The organism is Methanocorpusculum sp. (assembly GCF_030655665.1).
Taxonomy (GTDB): Archaea; Halobacteriota; Methanomicrobia; order Methanomicrobiales; family Methanocorpusculaceae; genus Methanocorpusculum.
This window is the reverse complement of sequence record NZ_JAUSPQ010000010.1, coordinates 79,461-90,665: the sequence shown is the minus strand read 5'-3', so window position 1 is coordinate 90,665 and position 11,205 is coordinate 79,461. Positions and strand designations below refer to the sequence as shown.

Below are 11,205 nucleotides of genomic sequence, written 5' to 3'. Positions count from 1 at the left end.
AACAACTTAAATCATCTCAAAACATAACCATATAGTATGAAGATTCTCTTCGTCATTGCATCAGACCGTTTCATAGATAAGGGATATACTGTTCCTAAAAAAATACTCGAAGACCAGGGCGTTGAATGTTTGACCGCATCAACCGTCCACGGGAAATGTTACGGCATGCACGGAGAGATCGTTGAGTCGGACTTCTCAATAAGTGAAGTACATCCTGCAGATTTTGATGGTATCGTCATCGACGGCGGGATCGGCTGCCAGGACGAACTCTGGCGAAATGAAAAACTCATCGATATAACCAACCAGATCGGCAGAACCGGCAAAGTCGCCGCTGCCATATGTCTCGCTCCCGTTATCCTGGCTGAAGCTGGCCTCCTTGCCGGGAAAAAAGCGACCTGTCTTCAGACGCCTGCAACGCTTCGGATCCTCACACTCGATAAAGCAGAGATCATGCAGGACAAAGTCGTCGTTGATGGTAACGTAGTTACTGCACAAACCCCCTTCGATGCTGAAGAGTTCGGACGTGCCATTCTGTCAGTAATACTCTGAAAAAACATGACCGACGACCCTGCTGCAACCGCCAAGAACCTCTCCGTTGGAATGGAGCTTTTCAACGCCGGAAAGTACGCAGAGGTCATCTCCTTTGCATCCGGCACAAGTGATCCTGCACTTCTTCTTTTAGCCGCACGGAGTTACACGGAGACCGGTCTGTATGACACGGCAGGCTCCCTCCTGAAAGATCTCATCCGGCTCATGCCGGCATCCTCGTATCTGCACAGTTATCTCGGTCTTGTTCTGGAACATTCTGACCGAAATACTGCCGCAGAAGAGTATGCGACCGCTCTGATCCTTGATCCGGAGAACAAAGCCGCTCTCCGGAAGTACGCTGCTCTCCTTCTCGAAAAGGAGGATATGAGAGGTGCCATACCCTCACTGCGTGCTCTCGTAAGACTGGAAAACAATCCGGATGACATCAGAAAACTGATGCAGACCCTTACCCGCGTCGGCGAACCCAGTGAGGCGATCGCTCTCCATATCCAGAACTTCGGGGACGATACCTTCAGTCATGAGTACATCGACGCACTGTATGCGGAAAAGGAGTATCAGAAGGCGATGCGTCTCTCCCTTCGTGCATGGAACACGCTCAAAGACACTGTCTATCTCAGGCAGAGTCTGGAGGCACTCGCCGCACTTGATCCGGCCGGCGCCGAGCGGGCATACCGTTCAGCACTGGACAGTCTTGAGGAGGCACATGTCGATGATGAAACCGTTTCGCAGATCAGGTTCTCCTACATCCTTCTCGAAAAACTTCTCGGCAACTATACCTCTGCGAGGTATGAGCTGGGCGAACTGCTCAAAACGACAAAAGATCCGGTGTACCGCCTGCTCTTTGCCGAACTGGAAGCACGCCTTGGAAACGGTGAAGCGGCGAACAGTGTTTACCGTGAGCTGATCACCCAGCTCTGCAAAGCTGATGACGCCGACCCGCTTCTTCAGGAACTGGTCATATCCAAATTCACCGCTTTTCTCTCGACCGTACGCACAAAAGAAGAGGTCGCGGGGATCATCAGCATCATTCTCTCACCGTATCCAACGCCGGTTTGTCTCGCGTGGATCGGCAAAGCATACGAAGAAGCAGGTTCCCTGTCTCAGGCACGGGACTGGTATTACCGGGCTTACCGGGCGGACTTCATCCGCGGTGGTATCGCCTATTCCGGTTTTCTCAGGCGAAGCGGAGACGAACGCGAGTGCGAGACAACGATCCGGTATATGATGGCGAATACGTCCAAAATCCCGGATATCGAGATCATCGCAGATTCCGTGTTCAATGGTGAGGAAGGGATCTATAAAAATGTCAAAGCAAAGGATATGATCATCAAGAAACTCAGCAGTGTCACCGACAAACTCTCTTCGAACGGACGCGAGATGCTCTCTGCAGGCTACCTGTATTCAGGCATCGATGCACTGGAACGGCAGGACTATGAGACCTGCAAATGGTGCTGTCTCGCAGGCATCGACGTTCTTCCCTGTTATCCGGCAAGGATCCGCGTGGAGGATTTCATGGATGTCCTCTCGCGTCTGAAAGGTCGGGCACTTGCCGAACGACCGGTCATCGTCGAGACCCAGGTGGAAGAAGAGGAGCAAAAAACTGACGCCTATGATCTCTCGTTCCTTGATTCGCGTGAGTCTGCGGTTTTCATCTTCCTAAAAGAACACCGCGAAGCAACAGAAATGGATCTTCGCGCCGTTCTCGAGACCCGGCGTGTTGCGGGTATCGTAAACTCGATGCTTACCAAACTTGCCGAACACGGGATCTCGCTGATCGAGAAACGCGGTGTCGGTGAACGCGGCGAGGTGTACGGTTATGTCGGAACATAACGGACATAGTGACCGGAAACTGGAGAGCGTTGGGATCATCAATGCACTTCGCCGGGGAACGGTGCCACAGGCCGGACTTTCCCGACTCGCGGTCGGTCTTTCGACCGAGGAAAAGGTCATCAGATCCCAACTGGAGTATGTGGCATGCGGGCATGCGGACTGCAAATTCGTTCGCGGTGAGTATGGATCCGGTAAGACCTTTCTGATCTCCCGGGCGGTCGAGATCGGACAGAAGCAGCGGTTCGTCACCTCGCATGTCGTCATCTCGCCGGACACGCCGCTTCATAAACTTCAGGCGATCTACGCCAGGATCTGTTCTGGATTCACTACAGGGACCGAGGAGCATGCGCTGAAAAGCATCATCGACACCTGGATCTACGGGATCGAGGACCGTCTGATCAGTACCGGGATCAAAGAGGATGATCCGCGTCTGGTCGATCTGACGGAAAAGGAGATCGAGTCGGTCCTTGAACGGGTGAGCGGGATGAGTTCCGGTCTTGCCTCGGCTCTGCGAACGTATTATCAGGCAAATAATAAAGGCGATTTTGCCACGGCTCAGGCGGCGATCGGCTGGGTGTCGGGAGAGTCAACGGTCGGCAGAAGCTTCAAGGCACAGGCAGGGGTCAAAGGCGGGATCACCGAGGGCGATGCTCTGCAGTTCCTGAAAGGTCTGGTGTATGTGATGACCCAGGCAGGGTATGCCGGTCTTCTGGTGAGTTTTGACGAGGCAGAAACTGCCCAGGCTTTTGCCCGTCCCCAGAGAGAGAAGGGGTATATCAATCTCCGGCAGATCGTCGATATGATCGATAAGAATGAGCTGCCGAACTGTTTCTTCCTTTTTGCCGGAACGCCGGCGTTCTTCGATAGTTCAAAAGGCATCCGTTCCCTCCCTCCTCTCTACGACCGGATCGGGATCATCGCTGATGACGGATTTTCGAATCCCATGCAGACCCAGATCGTTCTTCCCAAGTTCGATGTGGAGAAGCTTGGCGAGGCCGCAGGCAAGGTCATGAATATCTATGCAGAGGCATATCAGGAGGTGGATAAGACCCGCGTTTCACCCAAATTCATCAGAACGATGATCGAAAAGGTGACCAACCGGTTCGGCGGCCGGGTGGATGTTGTTCCAAGACTCTACCTACGCGAGTTCGTGGATGTTCTGGACAAATGCGCCCTGTATCCGAATTATCAGCCGATGGAGAAGTACGTGTTTGTCCCGGAGAACGGTGGAACCGTTCTCAAAGAGGAGGAAAAAGCGGTAATGGAAGTGTCTTGGTGACATGCAATGTCACCAAGGCTGAGCAAATCTTTGATTTGCGAGTGCATGGTGACGCGAAGTCCCATCGTAGTTGAAAAATCATCAGACTTGTGAGTTCCTGATGACATGCAATGTCACCAAGGCTGAGCAAGTTATCAAACTTTCGAGCCGCGGGTGATGAGTCTGTACCTGAGGAATACACCTTTTATGTCAGTATAATGTGTTATGTGTACACCTTTTTCCCACTTAACTATATATGGGAGTTGCTCATCTGATCGTTACTGAGAGGCGTATGTCGAATCAGTATCCCCATTTCAGGTAAACTTTATCGTATTGAGTTTGAGCAGGCTTGAACTACCGTCCGTAAAAATTCCGCGGACCCCAACTTTTCTGACACCCGTTATTCCGTTGCAGATATTCGAAAAAGTCACGATACCTGTTCCATATTCCGGTGCCGGCATCATCGACATCGAACTAGGGAGCGAAACACTTTCGATCTCCAGAACGAGCATCTGCAGTTCATTGACCCTTCTTCCCTCGTAGATCGTCACGATCACGTCCCCTCCCGACACCGTCATATGGAGCACCACATCCGGGTCCTCAAGCGACTTCTGGACTACATAATCTGATCCGAAAAATCCTATAATGGCCGCAAAACCGAGCACAATAAGGAGAATAATGAAAAAAGATACGATCGCCAACGTACGTTTTCCCTTCGGATTATCTCTCTTGTAGGTATGCGCCATTGTACTTCAATCCAAAAAATCATCTGGTCAGCTTACATTTTCATCATATGCTGATCAGGTACAAAAGGGGACCCGCATCCTCCTCTTGTACGGTCACGAACCAGACCATACGTTAGATCATCGTTCTGTCTCTGAGAATTGGACAGACTCATAATCTATATTAAGGTACTTTGATTGAATATTGCTACTTATCTAATATAAATGTATCACTTACGACACATATCAGCTATACCTTCTTCCGACTGCCGTTCACATTGGTATCATGATCCGGGACAAAACCTCCTCGTGATCATCACTGATATTTCGCCGATCAGCATACTCTCCCTTATCTGCACACCACCAAACAGAATCATGATTAGTCAAAACGACACACCAATATAATCAACTATACTTTCCCTGACGGTGAAATTGCGAGGATACCATGGAAAAAACCCAATTCGTAGAAAATATCAGCGAATCCACCCTGGTGGATTCACTCTTCCTGATAAAACGTGCCGACCTCAGAAGCAAACGCGGCGAACAGTTCGCCCACCTCACCCTTGCCGACCGGACCGGTGTCATCGAAGCAAAGTTTCATGGAGAAAAAGCTGAAGAGATCGCCAGGATCATACAGGTCGGCCGCGTCTATAAAATATCCGGCAAAGGCAGGATCAACCAGAACGGCGAGATCCATGTCTTCTCCGACTCGCTTGAGACCGCGAAAGATATCTTTGCAGGTCCCGTCACCCTGAAACCCGGTCAGGAAACCGCGTTCATCTACACTCCCGCCGACCTCAACGCCAATGCTCTCGAGATCCAGAAGATCATCGGCACCATCAAAAACGGCGACCTCAAACTCTTCGTTGCCTGCTGCCTCGACGGACGATTCTACGGATGTCCGGCAGCTATACGCCGCCACCACGAATACACCGGCGGTCTCTGTGAACACTCTCTCGAAACCGTCAAGATCGCCCTCTCGCTCGTTGATATCATACCCAGAACAGACATAAACCGGGACATGGTCATCGCCGGCGCTGTTCTCCATGACATCGGCAAGATCTTCTGCTTCGACAAAGTCGGATACGGCTATGTGCCAAACGACACCTACAACCTCATAGAGCATATCACGATGGGGATCATGTACATCGACGAGTACAAAAATCTCATCTCCGACGACCAGCTTCTTCAGCTCAGACACATCATCCAGTCCCATCACGGATCCTACGGGGACGTCATTCCGCTCACCGTCGAAGCGTGGCTCATCCATGAAGCCGATTCCGGTAGCTCCCTTCTCCGGAGCGTCGTCGACGATCTTGCCGAAACGCCCACCGGTCAGAAGAAAAAAGGTCTGCGTTCCGAGAAATTCCTATGGCATGCCGTATAATCACAGGGCCATAGCCAACAATTAATAATAGAGTCGGACAATAGTAATTACATAAGGACAGCACCCATGGAACATGCAGATATCATATCAGGAGCTTATACCTATACCAAAGAGGCGTTTTTCGGTCTGAAATTTTTACCGCGTTGGATCGTTCTGTTTCTCTACTTCGTTATTCCGATCCTGGTCTGCCTGGTCATCGTTTCACTCCTCTTCCAGCTCGCCGTTCTGCCGCTGCTCGTCAGCGTGTTTGTCAACAACAACTACGGATTCACTGCATCGAGTTTGTCCGGACTTCTGCAGTATCTTGCTGTCATCATCAGTCTTGCCTGTGTCTTCTTCGTCCCGCTGATCCAGGGATACTGTTATCGTATCGCCAAAAGCGAAGCCGGGGAGATGCCTGATCATAAGAATCTCTGGGGGCTGTTTTTCAGCGGATGGCGGATCAATTTCGTCGTTCTCTATTACGCGATCCCGATAATCGTCATCTCGCTCATCTATGCGATGATCTTTTATTATCTCTTCCCCGAAGCAGGGCTGTATACCACGATCGATGTGCTGGCGCTGGAAAGTCTGTTCACCGTTCTTATCACCCTGTCGTATGTGGCCATCCAGTTCATCACCATAATCCTGGTTTCGCTGTATGCGTTCGTGGGTCTCGTTCATCTGACAAGATCCGGCTCGCTTGGTCAGGCGACCCATATCCGCGAAATGTCCGCGATCATTAAAAAAATCGGCTGGTATGATTACATCCTCTCCCTCGTTATCATGAGCATCCTCTTCCTGCTGGTCACGTTCATCCTGATCACGCTTGCCCAGATCTTTGCCTTCAACGGTGTCGCGATCGTGATCCTCATTGGCGTCTATCTGTTCGTCATGATCCCGATCATCGTATTTTTCGTCAGATATCTCTCCCAGGTCTACGACACGGCATTCATTGTTCCGGAGGCTGACGAGGTCGACTTCGATGATTTCTGATCATGCCTGACCAGTTTTCCCTACAGTCGTCCTATTCCCCCAAAGGCTCCCAGCCGAAAGCGATCGAAGAGCTGACCGAAGGTCTTCAGGATGGTGAACGATTCCAGACACTTCTGGGTGTCACCGGTTCTGGAAAGACCTTCACGATCGCGAACGTCATACAAAATGTCCAGCGTCCGACCCTCGTTCTTGCCCACAACAAGACCCTTGCCGCCCAGCTTTACAACGAGTTCAAGGATTTTTTTCCGAACAATCATATCGAGTATTTCGTCTCGTACTATGATTTTTATCAGCCTGAGAGTTATATCGCGAAAAAGGATCAGTACATAGAGAAGGACGCCTCCATCAATCCGAAGATCGAGATGATGCGCCTTGCGGCGACCGCGTCGCTCCTGTCCCACCGCGATACCATCGTGATTGCGTCGGTCTCCTGTATTTACGGTCTCGGCAACCCGGAAAATTTCCAGAATCTCGGGTTTGAGATCCGTCAGGGACAGAATATCGGCCGCCGCGAACTTCTTGAACGGCTGATCTCGATCCTGTTTGAGAGAAACGACATGGAGTTGATGCCCGGCAGGTTCCGCGTCAAAGGCGACACCGTGGATCTCATCCCGGGTTACTTCAACGATATCATTCGGATCGAACTGTTCGGCGACACAATCGACCGGATCAGTGAGATCGATAAAACCACGGGAAAGGAGAAGGAGCGGATGGAGTACTTCTTCATCTATCCCGCCCGCCATTTCGTCACGCCTGAGTCGGAGAAGCAGGCGGCTATTGATTCTATCAGGGCCGAGCTGGAAGAGGTGCTTGCCGAGAACCGTCTGGACGATCTTGCGGCGCACAGGCTGCGTCAGAGGACCCAGTATGATCTGGAGATGATCGAAGAAACGGGTTCCTGTAAAGGGATCGAAAACTACTCCCGGCACTTCGATCGCCGGCTTGCGGGAGAAAAGCCGTACTGTCTGCTGGATTATTTCCCTGATGATTTTCTGATGGTTATCGATGAGAGTCATCAGTCTCTCCCGCAGGTTCGGGGGATGTACAACGGCGACCATTCCAGGAAGCAGTCTCTTGTGGAATACGGGTTCCGTCTGCCGAGCGCATTCGATAACCGGCCGCTGATGTTCGCTGAGTTTGAGAAGTATTTGAAGCAGGTGATCTTCGTTTCGGCAACGCCGGGAGATTATGAACGGGAGCATTCGTCTCAGATCGTGGAGCAGATCATCCGCCCGACGGGTCTCGTTGATCCTGTGGTGGAGGTCCGGCCGATCAAGGGTCAGACTGATGATCTGCTTAGGGAGATAGAGGCGGTGATCAAACGCGGGGATCGTGCTCTTGTGACGACGCTCACGAAGAAACTCGCCGAAGAGTTTACCGAGTATCTTGCAGGTCAGGGTATCAAGACCCGGTATCTGCACTCGGAGATCCAGACCCTGGAGCGGACCGAGCTTATCCGTCAGCTGAGGCTCGGTATTTTTGATGTTCTCGTGGGGATCAATCTGCTGAGGGAGGGACTGGATATCCCGGAGGTCGGGTTTATCGGGATCCTGGATGCGGATAAAGAGGGGTTCCTGCGGGATGCCCGGAGTCTTATCCAGATCATCGGGCGGGCTGCCCGGAATTCCGACTCGCATGTCGTGCTGTATGCGGATAAGATGACGGATTCGATGCGGGCGGCCCTTGCCGAGACGGCACGCCGTCGTGAGATGCAGATCGCATTCAATGAAGAACACGGGATAACGCCGGTGACGATCATAAAACCGGTGCGGGAGAAGGAGATCGATATCAAGGATATCCGGCACCTGCCGAAGTTGGAGATCCCGAATCTGATCATCGAGCTGGAGTCGGAGATGAATGCAGCGGCGGCGTCGCTGGATTTCGAGCGGGCGATCCAGCTCCGGGACCGGTTGAAGGCGTTGAGGAGCGGGTCGTGAAGGGAAATTAAAGAGAAGTAATAATTCTCACGTATTTTTGGGGTGCGGGGCCGCGACTGGCGAGGGGAGCGAAAGCGACGTAAGCCTTGAGCAAGCCAGAGGCTGGCGACCGGCGCGGAGCGGCCCGCGGTGGGATATCCTATTAAAATATCTTAGGATAAGATTATGCATTTTAGCGATTAAAAATCGAATCCCCTTTAATACGAGTATGTTAAATATTCCGCAGCAGATGAACCCATGGAAATGTGTGTGCCTCAAAATAAAGATATTCCACCGCGTCGGGCTCCGCGCCGGAGTCGCCCTCCCGCACCCCGATGATATGAGATTACGGAAAGGAAGTTATGAATCTGAAATCAGCGCTATTGTTTGATTTTGTCTCTCATTCTTTTTTTTAAGTTCCTTTTCAAAGGAGGTCTTTGAAGTATGCGACCGTCTCTTTGATCCCGTCCTCGATCGAGTACTTCGGTGCATATCCCAGCTCCTGTTTTGCCTTTGAGATGTCGGCGACCGAGTATCTGATGTCGCCAGGTCGTGGATCCTGATAGATTATTTCGCAGGTGACCCCCGCTGCACGCATGATCATTCCTGCAAGATCGTTCAATGAGGTCTGGATCCCGGTCCCGATGTTGAAAAGGCCGCTCGTATGGGAGTTCATCGCGAGCATATTTGCCTGGACGACGTCTTTGACAAAGACGAAGTCACGTGTCTGGTTCCCATCGCCGAAGATGATCGGCTTCTCTCCGTGGACGATCTTTTCGGTGAACTTCGGGATGACGGCGGCATACTCGGCATTCGGGTCCTGACGCGGGCCAAACACGTTGAAGTATCTGAGGGCCACGGTCTCGACGCCGAAGAGGTCGGCAAAGTTTCTGCAGTACATCTCTCCTGCGATCTTTGAGACAGCGTACGGCGAGAGCGGCTCAGGCAGCATGTCTTCTCTTTTCGGGAACACCGGGTTGTCGCCGTATGCCGCGGCTGACGTAGAGAGGACGACTTTTCGGATGGTGTGTTCTTTTGCTGCGTTGAGGATATTCATGGTGCCTGTCGCGTTGACTTCATGGACGAGTGTCGGATCCTCGATGGACTTCTGGACGCTTGCGACCGCTGCTAGATGGAAGATGCCTTCGAAGGTATGGGTCTTACAGATCTTGTCGAGAAGGGCACGGTCCGTGACCGAACCTTTGATGAATTCAGCGTCAGGTTGGATATTTTTAGCGCTTCCTGCAGACATATCATCGATGAGGACGACGTCATGGTTTCTGGCAATCAGGTCTTCTGCTATGTGGGATGCGATGAATCCGGCACCGCCGGTGATGAGGTACTGCATATTCTCTGTCTCCTTACGGTGTTTTATGGTGTGAAGATGATATCAGGATTCCTATTTGGCTTTACCTTGAGCCCAAGTCGATAGACTTGCGACCAACTCGATAGATTTGCGATTAAGCGAGGGCTGTAAGCCCGAGTCGGCGAGCAAATCTCTGATTTGCGAGCGGGCGTGTCAGCACACTACGTCTGATTTAGGAGTAAGGAGCCCGACGCGCTGGAAATATCCTGTATCCAAGGCTCACGTTAGGGTTTTTCCCGGCTCATTTAGGACTTAAGAGTCAATTCGATCTCACTCTCTTCATCATCCTCTTCATCATCCGGGTACTGTTCGGGCGGCTCTCCCTTACTCCGTATCACAACCGGCTTTTCTGTATCCTCATCCAGAACCTGCAGGACCCGGCAATTAAACGTCCATTGCTCACCAAAATCAAACACATAGACAAACTGCTTCCCCTTAAATAAAGCAAGCTGACTCAGTCGGACATCCCTGTCGATCATGTCCCCGGGCTGATTTCCGCCGTTCGCATCATATCCATAAAAGCTGTCACGACTCCCCCACACTTTATTGTCCATAAAAAACGCATGCAGATGCTGAACATCCAAGAATTCTGTCTCTGATATAATTATCTCATGCAAAGCCTCCAGTGTCATATTTGCCGAGATGCGAATATGCCTGTAGCAGCCCGGCTGGATCGAGACACTGATAATATAGGACCGCCGGACATCCGGAACCTTGGGTCTTCGCCTTTGAATCATACACAAGAGAGGAAAGCCGGAGATATATATTTTGCCAATTCTCTTGCCGCATACAGAGAAACGCCAAACCTGATTACACCCAAAATGGAGCCCTTGACTGAGGATCACGGTTGATTTCATCTGCGATGATCGGTTTTCCGTTTCAATCGATCTCAACAGGATATCTTAATGATATGAACTTGATATATAGTGTGAGAAATCATGGTCACGATCGAAAGCAAAAAGGAGCAGATAGGGTTTCGGATCAGTCCGGAGTATTACCGCAAAATCAAGGAGTTATGTCAGGGAGATGACACCCCGTTCACATCGATCAGCGATTATATGACCTCACTCGTAGTTGCAGATATGACCCGGAGAGAGATGAGTGTTGATACTCTCACCTCCCGGTTCATGGAGGCTCTTGAGTCGCCGGAGATCCAGATAAAGATCCGGAAAATCATTGAGGGAACGCAGCCCTGATTTTTT

At 51.2% G+C, this 11,205-nt stretch carries 10 protein-coding genes; 7 read left to right on the top strand and 3 right to left on the bottom strand.

Annotated features, from left to right (window positions below):
- The first annotated feature begins 36 nt into the window (after window positions 1-36).
- Genes Q7J08_RS09070 through brxD form a run of 3 tightly spaced genes read left to right on the top strand, consistent with a single transcriptional unit; the run spans window position 37 to window position 3,658 of the window.
- On the top strand, window positions 37-549 hold the full coding sequence (locus tag Q7J08_RS09070) for a DJ-1/PfpI family protein (protein ID WP_304911374.1): 513 nt from the start codon (window positions 37-39) through the stop codon (window positions 547-549).
- 6 nt (window positions 550-555) lie between these two features.
- Window positions 556-2,379, top strand: a complete 1,824-nt coding sequence (locus tag Q7J08_RS09065; protein WP_304911373.1) for a lipopolysaccharide assembly protein LapB — start codon at window positions 556-558, stop codon at window positions 2,377-2,379.
- Window positions 2,366-3,658: a BREX system ATP-binding protein BrxD gene (brxD, locus tag Q7J08_RS09060; protein WP_304911372.1), complete on the top strand. Its 1,293-nt coding sequence runs from the start codon at window positions 2,366-2,368 to the stop codon at window positions 3,656-3,658. The genes Q7J08_RS09065 and brxD overlap by 14 nt, the downstream gene beginning before the upstream one ends.
- Window positions 3,659-3,951: 293 nt before the next feature.
- Here brxD and Q7J08_RS09055 read toward each other — a convergent pair whose 3' ends face one another.
- Window positions 3,952-4,383: a hypothetical protein gene (locus tag Q7J08_RS09055; RefSeq protein WP_304911371.1), complete on the bottom strand. Its 432-nt coding sequence runs from the start codon at window positions 4,381-4,383 to the stop codon at window positions 3,952-3,954.
- Window positions 4,384-4,804: 421 nt separating this feature from the next.
- Between Q7J08_RS09055 and Q7J08_RS09050 the strand changes: the two genes are divergently transcribed.
- The 3 genes from Q7J08_RS09050 (at window position 4,805) to uvrB (ending at window position 8,658) form a co-directional block, all read left to right on the top strand.
- Window positions 4,805-5,746, top strand: coding sequence for an HD domain-containing protein (locus tag Q7J08_RS09050; protein ID WP_304911370.1), 942 nt, complete (start codon window positions 4,805-4,807; stop codon window positions 5,744-5,746).
- 66 nt (window positions 5,747-5,812) lie between these two features.
- Window positions 5,813-6,721 (top strand): DUF4013 domain-containing protein, encoded by a 909-nt coding sequence (locus Q7J08_RS09045; RefSeq protein ID WP_304911369.1) that lies wholly within the window; start codon window positions 5,813-5,815, stop codon window positions 6,719-6,721.
- A 2-nt stretch (window positions 6,722-6,723) separates the two neighbouring features.
- The gene (uvrB, locus tag Q7J08_RS09040) at window positions 6,724-8,658 is read left to right on the top strand and encodes an excinuclease ABC subunit UvrB (RefSeq protein ID WP_304911368.1); all 1,935 of its coding nucleotides are present in this window, start codon (window positions 6,724-6,726) and stop codon (window positions 8,656-8,658) included.
- Window positions 8,659-9,061: 403 nt separating this feature from the next.
- On the opposite strand, the gene Q7J08_RS09035 is transcribed toward uvrB, so the two are convergent.
- On the bottom strand, window positions 9,062-9,985 hold the full coding sequence (locus Q7J08_RS09035) for an SDR family oxidoreductase (RefSeq protein ID WP_304911367.1): 924 nt from the start codon (window positions 9,983-9,985) through the stop codon (window positions 9,062-9,064).
- A 263-nt stretch (window positions 9,986-10,248) separates the two neighbouring features.
- Entirely contained in the window at window positions 10,249-10,740 is a 492-nt protein-coding gene (locus Q7J08_RS09030; RefSeq protein ID WP_304911366.1) for a hypothetical protein, read from the bottom strand.
- 201 nt (window positions 10,741-10,941) lie between these two features.
- Here Q7J08_RS09030 and Q7J08_RS09025 point away from each other — a divergent pair, with 201 nt between their 5' ends.
- Window positions 10,942-11,199, top strand: a complete 258-nt coding sequence (locus Q7J08_RS09025; protein ID WP_304911365.1) for a hypothetical protein — start codon at window positions 10,942-10,944, stop codon at window positions 11,197-11,199.
- Window positions 11,200-11,205: the final 6 nt, after the last annotated feature.

Excerpts from the sequence above, each read along its gene's own strand:
- Q7J08_RS09070 (WP_304911374.1), top strand. The coding sequence starts at position 37 with ATGAAGATTCTCTTCGTCATTGCATCAGACCGTTTCATAGATAAGGGA.
- Q7J08_RS09065 (WP_304911373.1), top strand. The coding sequence starts at position 556 with ATGACCGACGACCCTGCTGCAACCGCCAAGAACCTCTCCGTTGGAATG.
- brxD (WP_304911372.1), top strand. The coding sequence starts at position 2,366 with ATGTCGGAACATAACGGACATAGTGACCGGAAACTGGAGAGCGTTGGG.
- Q7J08_RS09055 (WP_304911371.1), bottom strand. The coding sequence starts at position 4,383 with ATGGCGCATACCTACAAGAGAGATAATCCGAAGGGAAAACGTACGTTG.
- Q7J08_RS09050 (WP_304911370.1), top strand. The coding sequence starts at position 4,805 with ATGGAAAAAACCCAATTCGTAGAAAATATCAGCGAATCCACCCTGGTG.
- Q7J08_RS09045 (WP_304911369.1), top strand. The coding sequence starts at position 5,813 with ATGGAACATGCAGATATCATATCAGGAGCTTATACCTATACCAAAGAG.
- uvrB (WP_304911368.1), top strand. The coding sequence starts at position 6,724 with ATGCCTGACCAGTTTTCCCTACAGTCGTCCTATTCCCCCAAAGGCTCC.
- Q7J08_RS09035 (WP_304911367.1), bottom strand. The coding sequence starts at position 9,985 with ATGCAGTACCTCATCACCGGCGGTGCCGGATTCATCGCATCCCACATA.
- Q7J08_RS09030 (WP_304911366.1), bottom strand. The coding sequence starts at position 10,740 with ATGATTCAAAGGCGAAGACCCAAGGTTCCGGATGTCCGGCGGTCCTAT.
- Q7J08_RS09025 (WP_304911365.1), top strand. The coding sequence starts at position 10,942 with ATGGTCACGATCGAAAGCAAAAAGGAGCAGATAGGGTTTCGGATCAGT.